The sequence below is a fragment of the Aliidiomarina indica genome, assembly GCF_015354615.1.
In the GTDB taxonomy this organism is placed as follows: domain Bacteria; phylum Pseudomonadota; class Gammaproteobacteria; order Enterobacterales; family Alteromonadaceae; genus Aliidiomarina; species Aliidiomarina indica.
Genome location: NZ_JACAVQ010000004.1, coordinates 98,649 through 121,616, shown reverse-complemented (window position 1 = coordinate 121,616; position 22,968 = coordinate 98,649). Strand labels below are relative to the sequence as shown.

At 50.5% G+C, this 22,968-nt stretch carries 18 protein-coding genes; 7 read left to right on the top strand and 11 right to left on the bottom strand.

Going from position 1 to position 22,968, the window contains the following annotated elements; translation table 11 throughout:
* Window positions 1-2: 2 nt before the first annotated feature.
* The 4 genes from recD to HXZ99_RS07780 form a co-directional block, all read right to left on the bottom strand.
* Window positions 3-1,895 carry an exodeoxyribonuclease V subunit alpha gene (gene recD / locus HXZ99_RS07795; RefSeq protein ID WP_194756725.1) on the bottom strand — a complete coding sequence of 631 codons (1,893 nt, stop codon included), beginning with the start codon at window positions 1,893-1,895 and terminating at the stop codon, window positions 3-5.
* The gene (recB, locus tag HXZ99_RS07790) at window positions 1,892-5,578 is read right to left on the bottom strand and encodes an exodeoxyribonuclease V subunit beta (RefSeq protein ID WP_194756724.1); all 3,687 of its coding nucleotides are present in this window, start codon (window positions 5,576-5,578) and stop codon (window positions 1,892-1,894) included. The genes recD and recB overlap by 4 nt, the downstream gene beginning before the upstream one ends.
* A complete protein-coding gene (recC, locus tag HXZ99_RS07785; protein ID WP_194756723.1) occupies window positions 5,575-9,102 on the bottom strand; it encodes an exodeoxyribonuclease V subunit gamma in 3,528 nt (1,175 codons plus the stop codon). The genes recB and recC overlap by 4 nt, the downstream gene beginning before the upstream one ends.
* A gap of 166 nt (window positions 9,103-9,268) precedes the next feature.
* Window positions 9,269-10,198, bottom strand: coding sequence for a LysR substrate-binding domain-containing protein (locus HXZ99_RS07780; protein ID WP_194756722.1), 930 nt, complete (start codon window positions 10,196-10,198; stop codon window positions 9,269-9,271).
* Window positions 10,199-10,378: 180 nt separating this feature from the next.
* Between HXZ99_RS07780 and HXZ99_RS07775 the strand changes: the two genes are divergently transcribed.
* The 3 genes from HXZ99_RS07775 (at window position 10,379) to HXZ99_RS07765 (ending at window position 13,232) form a co-directional block, all read left to right on the top strand.
* The gene (locus HXZ99_RS07775) at window positions 10,379-10,990 is read left to right on the top strand and encodes an FMN-dependent NADH-azoreductase (RefSeq protein WP_194756721.1); all 612 of its coding nucleotides are present in this window, start codon (window positions 10,379-10,381) and stop codon (window positions 10,988-10,990) included.
* A gap of 192 nt (window positions 10,991-11,182) precedes the next feature.
* A complete protein-coding gene (locus tag HXZ99_RS07770; protein WP_194756720.1) occupies window positions 11,183-12,532 on the top strand; it encodes a sensor domain-containing diguanylate cyclase in 1,350 nt (449 codons plus the stop codon).
* 85 nt (window positions 12,533-12,617) lie between these two features.
* Window positions 12,618-13,232 carry a hypothetical protein gene (locus HXZ99_RS07765; protein ID WP_194756719.1) on the top strand — a complete coding sequence of 205 codons (615 nt, stop codon included), beginning with the start codon at window positions 12,618-12,620 and terminating at the stop codon, window positions 13,230-13,232.
* On the opposite strand, the gene rimO is transcribed toward HXZ99_RS07765, so the two are convergent.
* The gene (gene rimO, locus HXZ99_RS07760; RefSeq protein WP_194756718.1) at window positions 13,229-14,635 is read right to left on the bottom strand and encodes a 30S ribosomal protein S12 methylthiotransferase RimO; all 1,407 of its coding nucleotides are present in this window, start codon (window positions 14,633-14,635) and stop codon (window positions 13,229-13,231) included. The two genes, HXZ99_RS07765 and rimO, sit on opposite strands and share 4 nt — an antisense overlap.
* A 162-nt stretch (window positions 14,636-14,797) precedes the next feature.
* On the opposite strand from rimO, the gene HXZ99_RS07755 reads away from it, so the two are divergent.
* From HXZ99_RS07755 to deoD, 3 genes are all read left to right on the top strand, one after another.
* Window positions 14,798-16,324 carry a putative bifunctional diguanylate cyclase/phosphodiesterase gene (locus tag HXZ99_RS07755; RefSeq protein ID WP_194756717.1) on the top strand — a complete coding sequence of 509 codons (1,527 nt, stop codon included), beginning with the start codon at window positions 14,798-14,800 and terminating at the stop codon, window positions 16,322-16,324.
* Window positions 16,325-16,358: 34 nt separating this feature from the next.
* Complete coding sequence (locus tag HXZ99_RS07750; RefSeq protein ID WP_194756716.1) at window positions 16,359-16,967, top strand: hypothetical protein; 609 nt, start codon at window positions 16,359-16,361, stop codon at window positions 16,965-16,967.
* A 154-nt stretch (window positions 16,968-17,121) separates the two neighbouring features.
* Window positions 17,122-17,832: a purine-nucleoside phosphorylase gene (deoD, locus tag HXZ99_RS07745; RefSeq protein ID WP_194756715.1), complete on the top strand. Its 711-nt coding sequence runs from the start codon at window positions 17,122-17,124 to the stop codon at window positions 17,830-17,832.
* A 5-nt stretch (window positions 17,833-17,837) separates the two neighbouring features.
* Here deoD and HXZ99_RS07740 read toward each other — a convergent pair whose 3' ends face one another.
* Together HXZ99_RS07740 and dgt are read right to left on the bottom strand one after the other, a co-directional pair.
* Window positions 17,838-18,602, bottom strand: a complete 765-nt coding sequence (locus tag HXZ99_RS07740) for an META domain-containing protein (protein ID WP_194756714.1) — start codon at window positions 18,600-18,602, stop codon at window positions 17,838-17,840.
* Between the two features lie 38 nt (window positions 18,603-18,640).
* Entirely contained in the window at window positions 18,641-20,113 is a 1,473-nt protein-coding gene (dgt, locus tag HXZ99_RS07735) for a dGTPase (RefSeq protein ID WP_331458481.1), read from the bottom strand.
* Between the two features lie 162 nt (window positions 20,114-20,275).
* Here dgt and HXZ99_RS07730 point away from each other — a divergent pair, with 162 nt between their 5' ends.
* Window positions 20,276-21,067 (top strand): CLCA_X family protein, encoded by a 792-nt coding sequence (locus HXZ99_RS07730; protein WP_407928509.1) that lies wholly within the window; start codon window positions 20,276-20,278, stop codon window positions 21,065-21,067.
* Here HXZ99_RS07730 and HXZ99_RS07725 read toward each other — a convergent pair.
* Genes HXZ99_RS07725 through HXZ99_RS07710 form a run of 4 tightly spaced genes read right to left on the bottom strand, consistent with a single transcriptional unit; the run spans window position 21,064 to window position 22,871 of the window.
* Window positions 21,064-21,564, bottom strand: a complete 501-nt coding sequence (locus HXZ99_RS07725) for a DUF1543 domain-containing protein (protein WP_194756712.1) — start codon at window positions 21,562-21,564, stop codon at window positions 21,064-21,066. The two genes, HXZ99_RS07730 and HXZ99_RS07725, sit on opposite strands and share 4 nt — an antisense overlap.
* 14 nt (window positions 21,565-21,578) lie before the next feature.
* Window positions 21,579-21,902: a YbjQ family protein gene (locus HXZ99_RS07720; protein WP_194756830.1), complete on the bottom strand. Its 324-nt coding sequence runs from the start codon at window positions 21,900-21,902 to the stop codon at window positions 21,579-21,581.
* A gap of 5 nt (window positions 21,903-21,907) precedes the next feature.
* Window positions 21,908-22,366: an anti-sigma factor family protein gene (locus HXZ99_RS07715; protein WP_194756711.1), complete on the bottom strand. Its 459-nt coding sequence runs from the start codon at window positions 22,364-22,366 to the stop codon at window positions 21,908-21,910.
* Window positions 22,356-22,871 (bottom strand): RNA polymerase sigma factor, encoded by a 516-nt coding sequence (locus HXZ99_RS07710; RefSeq protein ID WP_194756710.1) that lies wholly within the window; start codon window positions 22,869-22,871, stop codon window positions 22,356-22,358. The genes HXZ99_RS07715 and HXZ99_RS07710 overlap by 11 nt, the downstream gene beginning before the upstream one ends.
* Window positions 22,872-22,968 lie beyond the last annotated feature (97 nt).

The following is a 22,968-nucleotide window of genomic DNA, read 5'->3' as shown; positions in this document are numbered from 1 at the left end:
AGCTACAATCCACTACTGCGTAACACCTGGGCCTGCACTGCTTCGGCAAACACCTCAGGCTCAGGTGTAACCAGTGTAAAATTCTGACTGGCTCGGGTAATCCCGGTATAAATCAGTTCGCGGGTGAGCACCGGATTCATACGCTCCGGTAATGCCAACAGCGCATGCTTAAACTCAGAGCCTTGGGATTTGTGCACCGTCAGGGCAAATACCGTTTCCACATCTGCAAGCCGACTGGGCAGAATCCATTTAATCGTACCGTCCGCTTGCTCAAATGCCACGCGCAGACGACCGCTGCTCGGATCCAGCAAGGTAATGCCGATATCACCGTTCATCAACTTTAAACCGTAGTTATTGCGACGCACCAGTACCGGCCGACCAGCGTACCAAGATTGTGTCGTAGGAATGAGTTTGGCGCCATAGAGCCAATCGGCGATGCGCCGATTTAACCCCTCAACACCCCACTCTCCTTGTCGCAACGCCACCAGCACTTGGAATGCACGATGTTGTTTCAGCACGGCCTTTGCCCACAGTTCCAACTGAGTGCTGTCGCTGCCATGGGGACCACGCTTTATCTGCTCCAAATAATCGCGATAACCCGCTATAACAAGCGCTCGAAAATCATCGCCAACATGGCCCCGCAACCAATTGATATCTATAAACTGCTCAAACAACTGGGGGTATTCGCTGCCCTGATTCACTGCTTTCGCCAATTGACCAATGCCCGACGATGCATCAAAGCGATGACTTTCACGCAACATCACGGTGGCTTGATTATACATACTGCCGTCGCCTTGATAGGAGGCTAAGGAAGCGGTGGCATAAGGTGCTAAATGCGCGATGGTATTTTCGTTATAGCCGCCTTGCTCGGCACCCAAGCACAGATCGCCCAATACCGATCCCGCTTCAACGGATGCGAGTTGGTCTTTATCACCTAACAAAATGAGCTGAGCGTGCTCAGGTAAGGCGGCCATAAGAGCCGCCATCATTTCCACATCAATCATGGACGCTTCATCCACCACCACCACATCGACCGGTAATGGATGTTGTTGATGATGACGAAAGCCTCGGCGGTGAGGCTGGGCACCAAGCAATTTATGCAAGGTGACAACATCTTGCGGAATATTGTCTCGCATCTGCTCGGGTAACTCGCCGATCTTCTCTCGAATGGATTCAGTTAAGCGTGCGGCTGCTTTTCCTGTCGGCGCCGCTAATGCAATGCGCGCTTGTTTTTCGCGCGCTTGTAACAGCACCGCCAACAAGCGCACCACTGTGGTGGTTTTGCCGGTACCTGGGCCACCGGTAATAATGGTAAAGCGCCGCTGCACCGCCAGTGCACAGGCTAAACTCTGCCAGTGTATTTGGTTCTTTGCACGCGCGTCGGCCGCTTCTGGAAACGCCGACGCAATCAGTGGCTGCAACACATTTTCAGACACGGCTTGAATAGGCATGCGTTGCTCAACTTTTGCTTTTACCAGGGCCTCAGCGCGATACAGTCGGGTTAAATAAAGACGATCATCCACACGGGTCAGAGGGGCCTGTGCACTGGCGCCTGCGGATTGTATCCAGATCGAATCAAGCGCAGTGTCTAGCGCAGTTTCCTGCAATAAACTGAGCGCTTCGTGCCACCGTTGTCGGTTCGACTCTGACAGCTTCAGAACATCATCATCACTGATAGAAAGCACAACTGATGGCTTTTCACAAAGTTGTGAAAGGATCAAACAAGTATGCCCTCGGCCATACTGATAACTCACCAAGGCGGTGAGCCACCAAAGCAACGGATTGGCCTGCGGGGCCATGCGATCAAGGACCAATGGCAACTGCGCATCCACCGGTCGCAACAGACGGGCATCAACAAGACCCGACAATAATTGCTGCATATCATTGGGTGTCATAATGCTGCCTCCGTGGCCGTCGCGAACAAGTTATCCATGGCCTGTAAGAAATCATGAGGAGCGGGCATCCACAGTTGTCCTAACGCAGGCTCGCGTATAAACCAATACATAGCCCCGCCTAAATACTGCTGCGGATTGTCCTCGTAGGCAGGTAAGCGCGCCTTCAGTAACCGATGCAAAGCAAATAAATAGAGTGCGGCCTGCACATCGTAGCGCTTCCCGAGCATAGCTTTTTGCATTGACGCTTGGGTATATCCGGCGGCTGACTCCCCTAACCAGTTCGACTTATAATCACAGACCCAGTAACGACCGTCATCTGCCACAAAGGTCAGATCGATAAAGCCTTTTAGCATGCCATTTAAGGTTTCTGGCAGTAGGTTTGGACGCGCTGACCCGGGCCAAAAATAACGCTGTACCAGCTGATCAAGCGTTGCCACAGACACATGCTTGGCCTCTAACCAGAACTCCAACTCGGATACCGTGGCAGATAAGGTGGCGAGATTGATAGTGCTTTGACCATGAGGTAATGCTAACGGCGTTGTCACCATATCGTTTAACCAGGTTTGAATAGACTCACTGTGTTCTGCCAATCCGCGCTGTTGCAAGCGCCGCTCTAATAACCGGCGTTGTTCACCATTAAGCTCGCTACATGCGGAAAAACCTTGCTCGCAGGCCCATTCCAACAGTCCATGCAGGAAGGTTCCGATACTGGCACCGCGAGGAAACTCATGCAGCCCAACAGTCGTGCTTGGTTGGGACGTTGCAGAAAGGATTAGCGCCAGCTGCTCCGGATCCACTTCATCATCATCCTGTTGCTGTGCCTGTCGCGCCGTATCAGGTGCGGCGCTGCCAGCCTCGGTATCGGTTCGCAACGCCGAGTAGCTCGCAATCCACCAACGCTCGGGGGCTACAGGACGTGACAATTGCAGTGCCGGAATACGCTCTTCGTCTGCACCTGCTCTAGTGAACTCTGCGGCGGTTGGCAAAGGCTCACGTACCCAAGGCAAGGACGCCAAGGCCTGCTGAAATTGGTGAGCGTCGGTAGTTGCATTTAAGCCAAGCAAATAACCGAGGCCGCTTTTTCCGATGCTACTCGAATGCCCTTGGCCTTCTGAATAACTGGCTAGTCCAAGCCAGCAGCCATACACCGGGCGCGTGAGGGCCACGTAAAGAAGGCGTACATCTTCTTGTAAACGTTCCCAGTCGGCACGCGCCACCGTATCATCGGTAGGCATCACATCGAGTACCATCTGAAATTCATCGGAGTAGCGGAGCGCGCGTCCTTTCTTTACGGATTTTGCCGCACAAATAAAAGGTAAGAATACAAAATCATATTGCAGACCTTTTGATTTATGAATGGTCACAATCTGCACTCGACTTGCATCGCTCTCCAACCGCTGAATTTGCTCATCAGCACCCGATGGCTGCTGAATATGCGTGGCGAACCAACGCATTAATCCGGTTTCACCATCTCGTTGCGCGCTTTCCCGTTGCAATAACTCCGCTAAATGCAGCACGTTCGTAAGAATACGTTCGCCGTTCGCCAAGGATAGCCAGCGCGCGGGCAACTGAAAGCGATGTAGCCATGCCTGCACCATCGGCAAAATGCCCTGCCAACGCCAAATCCGTTGGAAATCACGGACATGATCGGTGACCGCTTCCCAGGATTGTTCGTCGTCAAGCCACTCCGCCAGTTGCGCGTCGCTTTGCATAGATAACCGCAACATCAGTGCGGCTCGAAGTTTCTGTTCATCATCTGGGGCATAGATAGCCTGCATCCAGGCCAGTACCAGTTGCGCTTCCTCGCTGGCAAAAACCGATTCCCGATCGGATAAATAAACAGAACGAATATGGCGCTGGCTCAGTTCCTCTTGAATTAGCCGCGCTTCGTTTCTATCGCGCACCAGTACCGCAAATGAATTCGGCTGCAACGGCTGTAATTCTTGCTCTCGGCGCAGCCCCAAACGTCCCTCGGCAGAGCCATTTAGCATCTGGGCAATGCGGTCAGCGCAGGCTTCCGCCATTTCTTGCTGATAATCGCGCTTTTTGTATTCTTTCGTCGGTTCCGACGCTAGCCAATAAGATACTGGCGGCGCCTGAGTTTCGGATTCTTCATAGGCCCACGTTTGGCCATGTGCCGAGACCGGAAAGTAAGGAAGCTCATTACCTGCATCTGACTGAAACCCAAATGCGCCACGAGGGAGTTGCTCGCCTTGCACAAAAAGCGCGTTTACCGCCTCCACCAAGGCATGGGTTGAACGAAAATTGCGGGGTAGATTGTAGTGACGACCTTGGGTCCAACGCCGCGCCTTTAGATAGGTATTGAGATCCGCGCCTCTAAAGCTATAAATCGCCTGCTTGGGGTCGCCCACCAAAGTGAGATTGTATTCCGACGCGGATACCTTCGGATAAATCGCCTGAAAAATAGCAAACTGAATCGGGTCTGTATCCTGAAACTCATCGACCATTGCAACCGGAAACTGATCGCGAATCCGTTGCGCCAGTACTTCTCCTCCCGGGCGTTTAAGAGCACTATGCAATCGGGTGAGCAAATCATCAAAGCCCATGGTCGCTGTGCGCTGCTTCTGTGCTTCAATCCCCGCCGCCAACCACTCAGCCGCATGACTCAGTACACCCAAGCGAATTTCAGGCCGTGTCGCAAGAAAGTCTTGAATGTGATCAAGTACATCAAACAATGGATGGTCCGGAATCTGAGCACCTTTCTTGAGAGATGCTTCTAGCTTACGGCGAGCAAATTTCACCACAAAGGCTTCGCCGTCACTTTGCAATAAGTTAATGCGCGCGGGCATAGTGAGCCACTGCTGAAACAAAGGCCGTTCCTTGCTGAGCCAGGTTTTCGGCTGATAAATGTTTTTCTTCAAACACTCTGATGCGTAAAGATCATCGAGGAATGCCAAGGTATCTTCGGTCAACAGGGGTTGTAACCGAGCAATCCGTTTTTCCAGCTTTTTATACCATTCTTGCAACGCCGCACAGGCTTGTTCTGGGGAATGAGCCGTCGGCAGGGCGACGCCCGCCGCCAAAAACTGCGTGGCTTCCCGCTCAGGACGAAGCCAGGGGCGACACGCTTCTAAAAGCTGATCTGGTGATTGCGCCAAGCCGCCTAAATCAGTTAACACGCGCGCATCATTCAAGCCATATAGCCATGTCCGCCAGTAATCCCGAGCCACAGACAGCATCAGCTCATCCAAATCGTGAGCCATTTCTTGCTGAAAGCCGAGACCTGAGTCAAAGGCATGCTCACTTAACATGCGTTGACACCAGCCATGGATGGTGAAAATAGCGGCATCATCCATCCATTCGGCTGCCAATTGCAGTTGTGCCGCGCAGGTCGCATGCTCACTTTGCTCGTAGTCATTGAGCATTTGCTGGAGAAAGTCATCCCGTGTTGCTTGACCACGAAACACCGCAGCCGCTTCTACGAGCCGCGCCCGAATTCGGTCACGCAGTTCCTCTGTCGCTGCCGTAGTAAAGGTCACCACAAGAATCTGCGGCGGTAACAAGCCACGTCCGCCCGGGGGGCCTTGCTCGCGACCATGGGCCAACACTAAGCGCACATACAATGCAGCGAGGGTATATGTTTTTCCGGTCCCTGCACTGGCTTCAATGAGTTGCACGCCCTGAAGAGGAAACGCGAGAGGGTTCAGAATAGTTGCACTCATAGCGGCTCTCCCTGATCCTGCATTTGTCCCGCCATATCACAGCGAGTGCGCACAAGGGGCCCGTAGATACGCTCACTCCATTCCAGGAACCCTGTCTGCTGTAAACTTTCGAGTGTCGGATAATAGCGCGCCAACTCCGCCGACTGTTGTACTTCGCCACTACTGTGAAAGCCGCCTTCGTAACTGTCTTGTAGCTCGCGCTCGGATTTTCCTTGCACCGCCAGAATCGAGGTTTTTCTCGCCACCGGTAAGGGTTGCTGAAGACCCGCCCACCACAGACCAAGCAAGTCTTGCAAGAGCGCTTTTGCCTCAGACGCAGACCATGGCGGTATACTCAAATGCGTATCCAATCCAAACTGCACCACCCGCAGCGGGTAGCCCGCCGCATTTGCTGCCAGTTGCTGTACCCATGCGTCGATCAAATTGCTCCAGCGCGGTTGGCTTTTTTCGCTAATGGCTGAAGGCCGCGCCAGAACCAGTGCTTGTTCCTGTGCTTGATTGCTAAATAACGAACCGATCTGGCCGGTAAGCGTTAGCGCTGATGCTTGCGTGTCAGTATCCGGCGAAGCCAGCTCTATCTCCACGTGCAGTGGCTCTGAACAGGGCTGCCAATGCTCTCCCGTTGCAGACAGTCGCTCGCGAACCACCTCCACCACGCGACTAATTTCTTGTTCCGCGTGCTCTCCGAATAACGCCACCGGCAACACGCCCTCGGCGCGAAACAGCCGAATACGTTGTTGAATATCGTAATCAGGGCCGCGGTACAAGGCTTCATCGAGCAACTCTTGGGTTAGCTGATACCGGGTTAATCCATCGAGTTGAAAGGGTTCATCATCGTTTAGCGTAATTTGGGTATCGAAAAAGCGGCTTTGCAACCGGTTGCTGACAAAGTAACGCACCGGATCACGTAAAAAACGGATCAATGACGCCAGCGTACACTCGGGCACTTCTTTGAGCCTTGGTACTGCTCCACTCGCCGACGCAACCGCGGTTAATGATTGCCACTCATGGGCATAAGTGCGGTATTTGCCGTGCTTAGTAAAATACGCAGCTGAGAACGGTTGCAGTGGATAATCATGGGTAAGTTCCGCCAAAGCGGACTCCCCGGTAGACGTGGCCCAGCCTTGCTCTACATAATCTCTTACCTGATTGACCAGCACACTAGCTGGCTTCTCCGACCGATCGCGATCACTCCAACCGATATAGCTTAAATACAAGGATTGCCGTGCGCTGAGCAAGGCTTCTAAAAATAAGTAGCGGTCGTCATCCCGGCGCGATCGATCGCCTGGCCGATACTCACTTGCCATTAAGTCGAAGTCATCGGGTCGACGCGAGCGAGGATAATCGCCATCGTTTAAACCCAGAATATAGATGCGTTGAAACGGAATTGCGCGCATGGGCAACAGGGTGGAAAAGGTAACTTGGCCACCCATAAAACGCTGGCTTAAACCACTTTGATCCGCTTCACTTAGCCATGCATCACGCATAACCGCTAAACTTACTTCACCGTTAAAAGCGCCTGCATCAGCCGCATCAAGGGTACGTTCAAGGGCTTCGGTAAGGGTTACAAGCCAACGCTCATCCTGATCATCTTGAAAATCAAAAAATTGCTCGAGTAAATTGTGCCGAACATCGTCTTGATCCGACTGGCTGCCATAAAATAAATGGGTCCAGTCCGTGACGCTGCGTTTGGGATTGGTCCCCAGAGCCTGTACCCACACTTTCAACGCATGTAACAGGCGCAATACAGGGCCTAGATCATTCGCTGCCAACCCCGCTACTTCGCCATAAGGACGACGCTCTTGCCAATGGCATGGCCCTTCGTGCCCTGCAGGTGGTTCTGCGCCAAATGCCTCACCCTGCTGGTCGCCCAGTGCGTACCCCAGTAGCATACGCTCAATACCGAAGATCCAGCTGTAGGCGTCCCCCATAGCACCTAAACCGAGGGTTTCCCTGTGCGCATGGTCAAGTCCCCAGCGCACACCGGCCTCCGTGAGCCAAAGTCGTAATTGCGGCAACACGCTCGGCTCAAGCCCAAAGCGGCGCTGAACCGCGGGAACCTCCAGCAAATCAAAGACGTCATTTAAGGTAATGCGCTTATCTGGCAAAGTAAGCAAATATTCCAACGCGATCAGCAAAGGCACGCGCCCGCGACTGGCTTGATCCGCAAGACTAAAGGGAATATAGCGAGGGTCATCTTGATCGATGCGCCCAAACACCGCAGCGATATGAGGCGCATATTCGCCGATATCTGGGGTCATGACGATCACATCCCGAGGCTTTAACTCAGGGTCATTGGTAAAATCCTGCAACAGTTGATCTTGCAACACTTCGACTTCCCGCTGCCGACTGTGACAGCGATGGAAGGTTAGGCTAGTATCACCCTTAGCCAACACCCGAGGTGAGGTAGGCAGTGCCTGCAACTCCAAAATATCGTCTTGCAACTGCTGCAACACTGTTACCGTATCAGGCGATTCCTCGCTAACGCTGTGAGGCTCGCTATAGATATCAATGCGATCGGCAAACCAAGACCGATAGTGCTCAGGCTCATCAAATTGATCCAACAAGCTAATATAATCTCGCCCTTGTTTGCCTAAACTGGCGAGCAGCGGCGGGGCATGTAAATGCAAGTTTTCAGCGCTTAATTGCTCGGGTAAGCCTGGCTTACGTTGTTGTCGCTTTTGCTGACGGCGCACTTCATCGCGCACGCTGGCAATATCGCCCCAAAAGTGCCGACACGGATTAAGCACCGCTAGCAACACTTGACTATGCCGACCGAGTGCCGCTAACAATTCTAAGGTTTGCTGGGGCAGCGAAGAGACCCCGAACACCATCACCCGCGGTGGGAAGTGCAGATCAGCAAAATCTTGTTGTTGCAGTGCACGTAAGGCGCGCTCGTGAACATCCGCCCGACTGGAAAAGCTCGCCTGTTGCAATGCCTGTTCCATGTCTTGTCGTAGCGCTCGCCATAACGCCGGCTGCCAGCGCTGATCAGCGGGCACGTCCACCTGATCACCCATTTGTTGCCTGAGTAACACATCGCAATCCGCAGTCCATTGTTGTAACCAATCGGCCCGATAGACCTGGTACTGATCAAATAGATCCGCTAGACGTGCAGCCAAATACCAGCTTTTGCGACCATCGTGATCGTCGCTTAAATATCGCTGCAGGGGGGCGTAAACAGCATCGTTTAGTTGCGGAAGTAAGCGCAGAATACGCCAGGTAAGATTATTTTTATCATAAGGAAGTGACGCGGGAATATCATCACCAAGTACCATCCGATATAGCCGCCAGACAAACTGATTTGGAAGTTCCACACGTAACCCTGCGGCAATGCCAGGATGGCCATCGGCTGTACTCGCGAGGGCCATTTTTAACCACTGTGCAATGCCGTTACTTTGCACCAGTATTTGCTCTTCTTGCAACGGTGCTAAAGGATGAGTTGCCATCCATTGCACGAGGGCGTCCCGCAACACTTCGAGACGATTTCCATGCAATACGGCAAATCCGGGTGATAACGTCATGGGTATCCTTATCGCTTTATTATCGTTTTATGTTCGCTGTACCGGCGTATTCTATTGTTCTATGGGCGTTCCGCTCATGTTTCACCGGCGTTTGGCTCACGCGCCACCCACGCTTTTTTATCACGTTTAGACGCACCGCTCGACGCGTTTTTAAAGTATACCGTGCTCATGCGTCACTATCTGTCGCAAGCCCGGCTACGCCGGCAGCACTGGGCATGCATTCAACTAAGTAATCAATTAACACGCGCACCGCGGGGAGTAAACCACGCCGATAAGGATAGACCATGTGTAGCTTACCCACGGGTAAGCGCCAGCTCGGCAAAACCCGCACCAAGCGACCCTGATCAATATATTCTCGGCATAAATAGACCGGTAACGATACCACGCCCTGATGCTCTGCCGCAGCCTCACGCAGCACCCAAAGATCATCGGTAATCAGTCGCGGCTGATAGTTCATGGTGATTGATTCTCCATGCTGTGCAGTAAAACTCCATTGATAACGACCTGAAGAGTAATGCATCGAGAGGGAAGGCCAGTCAGAAAGATCTAGCGGATGCTCGGGCACCCCGTGTGTTTGCAAGAATTCAGGGCTGGTAAATAAAGCTGACGCCGACGGCACCAAATCCCGGGCAATTAGCGATGAATCTTCGATGGTGGGCCGCACCCGCAACGCAATATCCACCTGCTCTTCAATGAGATTGACAGGTTTATTGGTCATCACAAGATCAATTTGGACATCGGGATAGCGCTTTAGAAAGCCCGGCATAATTGAAACCAGCAGCGATTGGCTGATGGCATAGGGACTACTGATGCGTACCTTGCCTCTGGGCTTCTCTTGCACGAAGTGAGTCACCTGTTCAGCCGCTTCAGCCGCGGCTACCACAGTTTGGCAGTGCACCAGAAATTCACGGCCGACGTCGGTAAGATAAAGCTTGCGAGTGGTTCGATTCAATAGGCGCACGCCCAGCTCTTCTTCAAGATCAGCAATGCGTCGGCTTAATGTGGATTTAGGCACGCGTAAGGTCCGCGCCGCGGCACTGAAGGAGCCATGCTCAACCACGTGCGCAAACCACGCAAGATTCGTAATATCTTTCATATCGAGGCCCCGCTGCGCTTTGCCCTCATAAAACAAGATGACTCATCCAATATTGTTCCAAATATGGAACAGTAATTCTCATTTTAGATTTCTAGTTCGATAATTGGAACATATTTATCATAGCACCGTGAATAAAAGGGGAGCGCTACTGCACCTCCATCAACGAATCATGAGGTTGTTATGAAAATTTTACATCTGGAATCAGGCTTGTTTGTCGAGCAATCAGTAAGCCGTCAGTTAAGTCAGCAAATCGTGCAGCGCTTGCTGGCAAAAAACCCGGACGCTCAGGTCATTACGCGTGATCTCGTGCAAAATCCCATCAGCCACCTCGACGCCGAAATTCTCATGGCCGGTGGTACCGCCGCAGCTGAGCGCAGTGAGCGCCAGTCGATTGAAAGTGCATTAACCGAAACCCTGCTCGAAGAATTATTTGCAGCAGACGTCATTGTGATTGGCGCACCCATGTACAACTTCACCATTCCAACCCAACTCAAAGCTTGGATTGATCGTGTGGCGCAAGCAGGACGCACGTTCGAATACACTGAACAAGGCCCGCGTGGCTTGGTAACCGGAAAACGTGTGTTCGTCGCATCTGCTCGCGGCGGAGTATATAGCGAAGGGGTGGCGGCAGCCATGGAACACCAAGAAAGCTTCTTAACCACGGTGTTAGGCTTCTTAGGTATGAGCGATGTCACTATCGTGCGCGCCGAAGGTGTGAACTTAGGTGATGAAGCCCGCGCAAATTCGATCACGGCTGCAACACATAGCATTCAGTCGATCGAAGCGGCCTAAACCTTACTTGCTACTTTTCTGACGTCTAGAAAGAGTCAAAAGCCACGCTTTTGACTCTTTCTAGGTACTCCTAAATCTCTGTCGTTTACGGGCAAATTCCTGCGCAAAAAATGTACATTTATAGTAATCTTGGCTTATTGTATAGCGAAATATAAGTTACATCGTCTGTTGCCTTACAGGTCTCTATTTGCCATGACGGATCGTAAATCGATTACCACTATATTGCAGGATAAAGAGTACGAGAATGACCATCTCGATGCTATTTTTCGACACTTTCCTGGCTTTGTGTATCAACTTCGGCAACACCCCGATGGTCGCCTAACCTATCCTTATGCGTCGTCTTCCGCTCACGTTTTATTTGGCATCAACCCAGAGTCCTTGCGTGACGATGGCATGCCATTGCTTAAGCTAATTCATCCAAATGATTATGATCGCATCATGGAGTCGACCGCACGTAGCGTCGAGACCATGTGCGAGTGGCATGAAGAATACCGCATGGTTGTTGCCGGAAAAACCATCTGGCTCGCAGCCTACGATATTCCCGCGCGAATGTCCGACGGGAGTATTCTGTTTAATGGTTACGCGACCGTAATCACCGAACGTAAAATTTTGGAAGCGCGCCTCGCTGAAAGTGAGAGAACGTTTCGGGCACTGGTGGAAAGTGCCAATGATGTTATTTATACCCTAAACCCCGATGGGGCCTTTACCTATATATCGCCTATGTGGACTGAGCAATTAGGGCACCAACGCCATGAAGTCATTGGCCGTCCTTTTACTCAGTTTGTGCACCCAGACGATTTGGAAACCTGTTTTTCGTTTCTCCAGGAAATTGTCACCCTCGGTAAAAAGCGTGCGGGTATCGAATATCGAATTCTGCATAAAAATGGCAGCGTTCAGTGGCATATGTCGAATGCCTCGCCCATTTTTGATGACGACGGCGTTGTCATCAAATACATGGGCATTGCCCGCGATATTACAGAGAGCAAACACTTACAACACAAGATGGAAAAGCGAGCAAACTTTGATTTGCTGACCGAATTACCCAATCGACAACTATTTTTCAGCAAGCTGGAAAGTTTGATAGGTAAATGTGTGTTAGGGCAACTACAAGTCGCTTTAATGTTTATCGATCTCGATTACTTTAAGCCAGTAAATGACAAGTTTGGCCACGCGGTCGGCGACTTAGTATTACAAGAGGTCGCTCTGCGACTGCGCCGCTCGTTGCGAGAGGGTGACCTGGTTGGCCGCATTGGCGGCGATGAGTTTGTGGTGGCGCTAGCGGATTTGAAAACACCGGAAAATACTCCCGCGATTGCTCAGGCCACTGCCGAGCGAATTCTCACTGCCATTGCTGAACCCTTTGCGATTGAAGGCAATACCCATCACATATCCTGCAGTATTGGCATTGCGCTCTATCCAGAGCACGCTGAAAACGCAGTCGCATTAGCCCGGCTCGCTGATGAAGCAATGTATACCGCGAAAAGCAATGGACGCGGTCGTTTTGAACTTTATCAAAGCGTAGCAAGTCGCGTGCCTCTCTAGTAAACTGCCTCGGTGGACAGCAAGAAATCACGTTTTTCTCAGGAGAGAGGCCATCATGCGCAACATGTACAACTGGATAAATAAGGTGAGGAATTCTACATCTCTGCTCGTGTTGGCAGCTGTCACCTCACTGAGTGTTGCACCTTTGCCGGCCAACGCAGAGGATAGCGAGCATGCTGGTCCCAACTGGCGTACTTTGGATCTGTTTTATTGGCATGAAGCAGGGCGTGGCGATAACGCACCGAAAGCAGATATGGCGGGTTTGCGCGCTAGCGCTGTGTTTCGTGAGCAGTGGCTGGTCAGTATTGAAACTACGGGTGGCGAACTCACATCAACATCCGAATTAGCAACGTCCACTGCAACCGCTTTTCAGTCGACCTTTCTGGCAGGTTACCGCAGTGCCGCCAGTGATCTTGCCGATCTCTACATTCTTGCAGGTGGAATGCGCGTTGACGTCGACTTTGGCGACTTTACCGCGTGGGAATCAGGTTTTGTGACCCGCGCAGGTATGCGCGGTATCATTGAAAGTACCTGGGATTTGAACGCCTACTTGCAGTACAGCAATGTTAATCGTTCATCGACCACAAGCTTGCATGCAGAAGCCCGCTATCCGCTCTTCCAGCGCATTGACCTTTTTGCTGGAGTGGGCGTTTATGCGCGGGCTTACTCTGGCCGAATCGGCGTTACCTTCCATTTTTAGTGGTCGTCAGGAACCACCACTCCCCACAGGTCATATTCATCAGTATGGATAATTTCAACCCATACTTTTTGACCGGGCTTCACATTGGTTTCATCGCTTAAGTGCACTACCCCATCAATTTCTGGGGCATCTGCATAAGAGCGTGCAATAGCCCCCTCTGGATGCACTTCGTCAATGAGAACCAGCATTTCCTGGCCCACGCGTGCTTGTAGCTTCGCCGCGCTAATCTCTTGTTGTACCTGCATAAAGCGCTCGTAACGAGATTGTTTCACCGCTTCAGGGACAGGATCGGGCAATTCATTCGCCTTTGCACCTTCGACTGGTGAGTAGGTAAAACAACCCACCCGATCTAACTGAGCCACCCGCAAGAACTCGAGCAGCTCGGCAAAATCCTCTTCCGTTTCACCGGGAAATCCGACAATAAACGTACTACGAATCACTAAATCAGGGCACATCTCGCGCCAGCGCTGAATACGTTCTAACACCCGCTCTGAACTGCCGGGGCGTTTCATTAGTTTCAGAATTTTCTTGCTCGCGTGCTGAAACGGGATATCCAAATAAGGCAAGATTTTGCCTTCCGCCATCAATGGAATGACCTCATCCACCGACGGGTACGGATAAACATAGTGCAGCCGCACCCAAATGCCCAACTCACCAAGCGCCTGGCAGAGCTCTAACATGCGCGTTTTCACCGGCCGACCGTCCCAAAATCCGGTTCGATGTTTCACATCGACACCATAGGCACTGGTATCTTGGGAAATCACTAATAGTTCTTGCACGCCTGCATTTTTAAGGCGCTGTGCCTCATCAAGAACATTACCGATCGGGCGGCTCACTAAGTCGCCGCGAAACGATGGAATAATGCAGAAGGTGCAACGATGGTTGCAGCCTTCAGAGATTTTTAGATAGGCGAAATGTTTGGGCGTTAATTTCACGCCCGTATCAGGCACTAAATTCTCAAAGGGAATACGCTCTGGCTTTGGTAAATGGGTATGTACTTGCGACATCACTTCTTCGTAGGCGTGGGGCCCAGTAATAGCTAATACATTCGGATGCACTTCGCGGATTTCATCATCGCGGGCACCCAAACAACCTGTCACTAATACCTTGCCATTTTCTTGCAAGGCTTCGCCGATGGCATCTAAGGATTCCTGAACCGCCGAATCAATAAAGCCGCACGTATTCACAATCACCATATCGGCATCGGCGTAACTTGGCACAACCTGATATCCCTCTACCCGCAGTTGGGTAAGAATTCGTTCAGAATCCACTAAATTCTTTGGGCATCCTAGGCTGACAAAGCCGATGGTCGCATGGGCCCCTTGCGCCTTTTGCTTTGCCGATTTATCGCCAGCTGGCAAAGACTTAGAATGGTCTGGATGATAGATTTCAGGCTGCGACATAAAATTCTCGATACCGATTTTAAGAAATTAACGGGCTATTTTACCTTACCTACCCCTTAAAAATACACCGTAACTTATCTTGATTTGCGTTGTAATCGCCACGTTGCCTGCTACTTTTAATATAAGAGACTAATGATAAAACGGGTCCACATAGGGGTATGCATGTCGCCATTCAAATCTGCGCTAGCCAGTACATTAATATATGTCGTGTTTGGCGCTCTTTGGATTCTCTATTCTGATCGTTTTCTAGAGGGCTTTGTTGATAGCACCGAAACCTTAACCCAAATGCAAACCTACAAAGGTTGGTTTTTTGTGTTTGTCACTGGGCTTCTTTTTCTGTACCTGATGTATAACGCCCTGACTCGTGAGCGCAAACTGCATGAGCGTGATGAATTAACCGAGTTACTCAATCGGACAATGTTTCGAGACGAAGTGAATAACTGGATTCGGCACTATCACCACGACGCCAAACCCTTTCTTATCGCCTTGATCAATGTCGATAATTTCCGCACGATTAATCACTCTGCCGGCCATCAAAGTGGTGACCAGTTACTCAAGAGTATTGCTGCTTTACTCGAAGAGCGCTACGCCCATTCGCCATGCTTAATTGCCCGCACCGGCGGCGACGAGTTTGCGATTGCCATGTATACCGACAACGGGTTAGAAGCCTGCATCGAAGATATTCGAGAAATACAGCGAAAGATTAATGAACTCCAGGTTCTAAGCATGCCTAATTTTCGCACCAAAGTGGGCATAGGTATTGCCGTATTTCCCGATGATGCGAGCGATGTAAAATCACTCCTGAGCGCTACCAATATTGCTCTTGAGGAAGCCAAAGAATTGGGTCAGGGGCAGCTACGACTGTACGATCACATGTTTGGTGAATCGGTGCATAATCGGCTGCAACTGAGCCAAGACTTACAGCAGGCATTAAACAACCGCGAGCTATATGTCGTCTATCAACCGCAATTTGACGCAAGATCCTTGAAAATCACCGGCATCGAGGCACTGCTACGCTGGAACCACCCGGAATTAGGCCCTATTCGTCCGGATATTTTTATACCCTTGGCGGAACAGCAAGGATTAATCGGGCAAATCACCGATTTTGTCTGTCAATTGGCGTTCCAAGAGCTACACGATAGCGGACTATTTCAGACATACGTACCGCGTTTATCCATTAATGTCTCCGCCCTTGATTTTGAAAGAAGCGGTTGTACCGAAGCCTTTCAACAACGCTTTTCACATCTCGACGATTGGTCGTTTGTGCAATTAGAGCTTACCGAAACCGCTATTATGGAAAATTATGAAAATACCCGTCAGGTGCTCGATGAATTGCGTCAGGCAAAAGTACAAGTATCCATCGACGATTTCGGTACCGGTTACTCGTCATTGAACCTTTTACGTCGACTTCCGGTCAATGAAGTGAAGATTGAGCGAAGTTTTATTCGTGACATACCACGCAGTGATGAGAGCAATAGCATCGTTCGCACCATTATTGCCATGGCGCGTTCATTGCGGCTACGGGTGATTGCGGAAGGTGTAGAAACCCCTGCACAGGTTCGGTTTTTACAGGAAGAACAGTGTGATGAGCTGCAAGGGTTTTATCTCAGTAAACCCATGCGTATCGACGCTTTAGGAGCCTTTTGTAAATCCTATGTGCCAGAAAAAATAGCCCAACACACCCTATAAATAGTAACGACATCAGTAAATTTTGGATAACTTTATGAATACCCTTGTCAAGCGCACCCTCTGGTTCGCCCTCTGCTTGCCCTTATTTTTAGCCGGCTGCGCATCCCAACCTGCCCATTATCAGGTCAGTTCCGGCCCTACCATTGCGCCAGACCCGATGAGCTTGGACGACTATTGTTTAGAGCACCCCTGCCGCGGAGAAACGGATATTTCCCTCGCAACCATAGATGGCGGGTATCACTACAGTTCCGATTACTATTGGCCTGTTGTCGATAAAGACCAAGATATTTACGTGCTGGCCGGAGAGCGATTGTTCGTAGAAATAGAGTTTGATGAATTTGGTTCAGTTAAATCACTACGTCACGTGAATGAAATTCAACATCCGGAACGTACAATGGAATACCATTTCCGTCAGGTTGCGGGCAATTACGGAATGTTGGCAACCTTGCGAAATCCGCTCAACCAACCCATTAAGTTTACCGTCACCTTGATCGATATCGACGGGAATAAAGTGCACACAGGCACCTGTCCGATTCGTGCCCGTCGCTCCTTTATGGACCAATGGAAATTCCCAGCGAAAGCCATGATCCTGAGCGATTTACAAATCTTGCCAGCTGACGCGCCTATTATCTGTACCGGCTAATAACCCGGCCTAGAAAACGACTACAATGCGACCAACCCACCGAGTTGGTCGCGGTCCCATCCATCGGTTTCCTCAGATACAAACATTAAAGATCTGGATCAACATTTGCTAATGTGATTTATGCTCTAATTAGCGTAATAAAAAAGGAGCAGTCATGACCCCACATATTGAAGCGCCCTCTTCGGCATTCGCAAAAACCGTATTGATGCCTGGCGATCCGCTGCGGGCAAAATTTATTGCGGAACACTATCTTGAGAATGTGCAGCAGGTAAATCAGGTGCGTAATATGTTTGCCTATACAGGCACCTACAAGGGCGTTCCTGTGAGCGTTATGGGGAGCGGCATGGGCATGCCAAGTATTGGTATTTATTCCTGGGAATTGTATAACGTCTACGGTGTCGAGAATATTATCCGTGTTGGCTCCTGCGGTGCCTACAGTGCCGATCTTAATTTGTACGATGTGTTGCTTGCCGATCGCGTATTCAGCGAGTCCACTTTTGGGACCGTGCAAAATGGCGATCCCGATCCGTTTCGCATGCCATCGGCGGCCCTAAACCAGCGCCTACTCTCCTCGGCCGACACCCTCTCGCTACCTCTGCAAACTGGCACCGTTCACTCTTGCGATGTGTTTTATCGACAAGATCCGGACGACTATTTGCGGATTTTACATACGCATCATGCGGTTGCCGTTGAAATGGAAGCGTTTGCTCTCTTTCACAATGCCCAAGTGTTGGGAAAACATGCCGCCTGTTTGCTCACCGTATCAGATAGCTTGGTCACCGCTGAGGCTGCCTCGGCAGAAGCCCGGCAGACAGCCTTTACGCGAATGATGGAAATTGCATTACATAGTATTAGCCGGGCCTAGATAAGCTATTTGCTCACCCGAGGCAGCCGGCTGGTGAAGATTTTATCGCCGCTGGCTGTATGCAATACAAGATTTTCCTCGGCGTCGAAGTCAAAATGAATAACGTCCCCTAATCCATTAATAAAGCGTGATTCAAGTTGCATGCGCGGCTCTTCACAGGCCATGCGGGTTAAGCCAAGCTGACTGAAACGTACTCCTTCACCGGTTAGCGTATAGCGGCCAAAATAACGATTGCAGCCGCCTTGTCCGTAGAGGCGTCCATCGTCGCTAAAATTCAATGTCATCGGCACATCCTCCGGAATACCATCGTCATTGATAGCCACGATATGCCACTGGCTACCTGCGATAAGCACGTCAGTTGCGCCGGCACAACCTGCCACTACTCGCTCCCCCGTGTTTAACTCAGCGATGTACGGATAAGGCATACCCGTCATGGTGTCGTGACAAATACTGTCCCAGAAGCTAAGACTGCCGCGATCGTCGGCAAATACGAGGGTTTGCTGATCATTGTGCTCAATCGTCTCGGCAACCACTTCCACATTGCGCGTCTCTCCCATGAATTGGTAATGCACCTGCGCCTGATAAACATCTGCGGTCCAGAAGGGTTCGTTCCCGCGCGCTTGCACCCGTAATTCACCGGCATCATCGAGCACCACTTGTTCAGATGGTTCTGGGTCTGCTTCATCGGGTGCTGATGCGCACCCAGAAAGCCCAATGATAAGCGTTACTCCGAAGAAAATGCCGAAATAGTTGTTTGCTTTGATACCCATAGTTCCTCTCCGATCAACGATTAAAAGTCAGGGCTTACTCATGACGCAATCGCTGACAATGTACGATATTCATCGAGCGCATATTCGTCAGTCATGCCGCTGATCATGTCTTGCAGCAAGCGGCAACGGCAGTACATTTCCCACACATCAGCATCGGCACTGTCGCGCTGCGCAAGTTGTGCATAAGCTTTAACATGTTTTTTCGGTAAACGGTTATACAAGCGGCTAACAATTAACAATCCTTTACGTTCACCGCGCTGCAAACGCGAAAAATCCTCCCGCGACAGCATCAATAAGGGCTGATAATGGGCCAACAACTGATGAATGATGTGATACCCCTGAAGCTCTAATGTTTCCACTTCTGCACTAGAGAATACGTGTTCAATAGCGACCTTTTTAAAGGTTTCTATTACCGCATGGGCCGCCGAGTCATCCTCTAAAAGGGCGCGGTTAAACGACCCATCCATAACCTGATGCCAGTGCGTATGAAACTGTTCGGCGGCATGATCCACCAAAGGATGCACTAATTGCACCCGCAGCCACACAAAAAACTCATGTTCTTTATTAATCGCCTCTTTCTCGGCGCGCTGTAGCGCATAACTCACCACATCGGCAAACGACTTCTGACGAAAATAATGGCCGTTCGGATCCCGAGTATACTGTCGGGCGAACTCGTCAATCAGATACTGAGCCAATTCCTGATAGCTTAATAATCCCTTATCAACCCCATCTTCAAGATCCGCCAAGCAGTAAGAAATATCATCGGCGGCCTCCATGACATAGGTGAGTGGGTAACGATGCCCCTCAGCCATGCCCAAGTGGCGTTGCATCGCCTCAATAAATGGCTGTTCAGAGAGATAAAAGCCCGGTTTTTTCTGCAAATAACTCAAGGGCTCAGAAGCGGCAGGTCGAGGATCCGTGGCAGGTCGGGTGTACTTTAAAATACAAGCGGTTTGCGCATAGGTTAAGTTCAGTTTTTGCAAAGCGGCAATGATGCGAATGCCCTGCGCGTTACCTTCAAAGCTTTGCAGTTCCCGCACCACTTGCTGTCGGAGCAATTCTGCGGCGCCGCTTTTTGTGCTCGCAAAGGCAGGCAAGGATTCAACGTGCTTGGCAAACCAGCTAGATAGTGCAGCCTCGCCAAAATGACCAAAGGGCGGGTTGCCAATATCGTGCATTAAGCACGCCATCTCCACCATCGATTCTGCAGCACGCTCATAAGTGAGAAACTCATGGTCAGGATCTCGCTGCTTCAATTTTCGGAAGATTTCCCGGGTAATAAAGCGTCCGGTTTGCTGCACTTCAAGGGAATGCGTTAAGCGGGAACGAACCGCCGCATTGCGCTCAAGTGGGAACACCTGTGTTTTCTGTTGCAGTCGCCGTACTGCGGCGGAGTTAATAATGCGTCCGCGATCACTCTCAAGTTCCCGTTCTAGCCTCTCCACACTGGCTTTCTGGCCATTTTTCAGCGCTTGCATATAAGGGCGCTGATGCTGAAATAAACGCTGCACTATTCTTCTCTCCCTTCGCTTAATGCATCCACCATAACCAAATTCCATCAGGAGATAAATTACGCGCTGAGTATCGCCAGAAAATAATCAGCGAAACGGGGATATTTATGCGACAATTTTTACCGTTTTACAGTAACAATAGCGGTAAAAGGACGATAGATAGTGACGGCATCACGCTTACAGCGCGAGTTTTATCGTAACGGCCCCGATCATAGGGGCGGTGATGACGTGAGTTTTCGTGACATTGTTCAGCAATTTGAATTTTATCAGATCAAAATTGGCCGTTGGGTCACTCCTGACGAGCAGCAACGCGCTGCGAACTTATTTTACGATGCGCTTTCCGATTTGCAGGAGATTTTAAAGGTACCGTCTCAGGTTATCTCGTTGAATGGAAGTTTAGCGCTCACCTTCGGTAGCGGCGGTAACCAAGGCAGTTGCGCCCACTACCAACCCCGTGGTCGCATTCTCGCACTAGCGAAAAATGCCGGCGGCGGTAGCTTAGCCCACGAATGGTTTCATGCGTTTGATCACTACATTGCCGATAAGTTTTTATTGAAACCTCCCGGTGATGGGGTATTTGCCAGTCGTGGCTGGCTGCTTCAAGATAGCTATAAAGATCACCCCCTCAACCAAATAGTACATGAGGTGTTTCGCGTTCTATTTCTCGATCACGCAGGCACAGGGGTTTCTTCTTGGATGCGTCATTGCCAAACCTACGATCACGTAAATGCCCAACTGTATTTTAGCTTACCGGAAGAAATGGCAGCCCGAGCATTTGAAAAAGTGATTCAAACCCAAGCTCGCAAGAATCACTTTCTCGTATCTGGCTGTTTGCAAAGCCCTATGGCGAAAGCTGGCTTGTATCCCAATCAGCAATTGAACCAAAAGCTGCAACGGCTATGGCTAAATTACTTTGCTAGCCTTGGCTTAGCCCTTGAACACAAAGTTGGTTAACCGATGGGTTCATAGCCGGACCAATCAGGCACCAGTTCTTGTTGTTGGCCATCTTTTTGCAAATGAATATACCACCCGTCTAATAAATCGACGCTCAGGCAATTATCAACTTGGTGAATGTCGTCCTTATGTGGCATAAGGCTATCGGTAAGTAAGCGCTGACTACCAATACGTCTTGCTTCTGCATCCGAAGCGGCGACACACAAAGTAAAGTCATGGAACTCAGCCAATTTTCCGGGGTAATAGCCGCCGAAATTTACAAACCATAATCGCTCTGTTTGCTCCGAGGGTGTTCGTTCTAAAACAATACGGTAACCATCCACATGATGAATGCGCACATAGCTATCAAGATGTAAGCTTTTCGGAATACCGTACCACTGCTTGCGCAAGGTTGGATAACACGCCTCCATGCTTTCCCCTACCACAAAGCGAACATCGTGCACTTCAATATTCGCACCAGGGGCATCTCCGCCCACGTACACCAAAAATAAATTCATCGTTTATCTCGTTATTATGATTTTGTCCGTAGTTTTACCGCTGTTCCAAATACTAATATTTCGGCCGCGCTCTGGGCAATCACTGAGGTAGAAAAACGTACCCCGACAATCGCATCGGCTCCCAGCGTTCGTGCTTCGTCCATCATACGATCAATAGATTGCTCGCGAGCTTCTGCCATGAGCTTGGTGTAATCATGCAGCTCGCCACCAACCAGATTACGCAGGGCCGCCAATATATCGCGTCCTAAATGGCGCGCCCGTATGGTGTTGCCGCGCACGACGCCCAAGGTTTCGGCAATATCTTCACCAACGATTGTTTCTGTAGTCGCTATCAATATGGGTTTCATAGTTTCACCTTTCTATATTTATCTGTTTTCATAGCGACAAGTCGTTGCCGCAGCACCATCAGGAATAATCCGAGTAAACCTAAGTAGAGTCCAGCAATACCAAACCGTACCCACCACGGGATACTGGCGTTTGTCACAAGATCAACGGCCAATTCCCAGAAGAAAAAACTCGCCACCAGCAGCACGCCAAGAATAAGGGCGGACCAGCCAAGCAAACCCAGCCAGCGCGCCGGTTTATCACCCAAGATTTGGGGTAAATCTCGGGTATCGGCAGATACATGCACCGCTACTTTCATATCTGTGCGCATCGCTTGCATCTCCGTCAGAAGTTGTTGGCAGTGTGGGCAATTGCGTAGATGAATCATCACCCGCTGCTGCTCTTGTTGAGAAAGTTCATTATCTAAGTAACCAGATAATTCTTCGGCCACCGCACAAGGCTGTTGCTCAGTTTGCATGAGTTACTCCCCCTGCATTTGCTTCGATACGAATCAGATGATCCCTTAGCGCCATGCGAGCGCGATGTAACCGCGACATCACGGTACCCCGCTGAATACCTAACACCTCCGCGAGATCATCGTAACTAAGATCATTGACATCACGCAGTACGACAATTTCACGCTGTTCTGGTGTGAGTTTCGCCAGACCCTGGCGCACCCAAGCGATGCGCTCGGAGCGCTCATAAGGTTCATCAGAATCAACATAGGCTGCTGCGAGCGCATCGGCATCGACCGTGCGTTGCATACGACGCTCCTGCTGCAAGCCATTGATACACAAATTACGCACCACTTTATAGAACCAAACTTTTTGCGCCGCTTCATCGATCGGTACCCTGCGCGCACTTAAGCTCTTATACAAAGCCTGCTGTACCACATCGCGTGCATTCTCCCGACAGCCCATCAGGCTAGTGGCAAAAGCAACTGCGCCGCCGTACCACTGTAAAAATGGGTGTTGCGATTCCATCGGGCGGTTCTCCTCGTTGCACCAAATTGCGTTATCAACACACTATAAACCGATCCACTCAGGGTTTATTCCAAAAATATTCACTGGTATGGGCAGT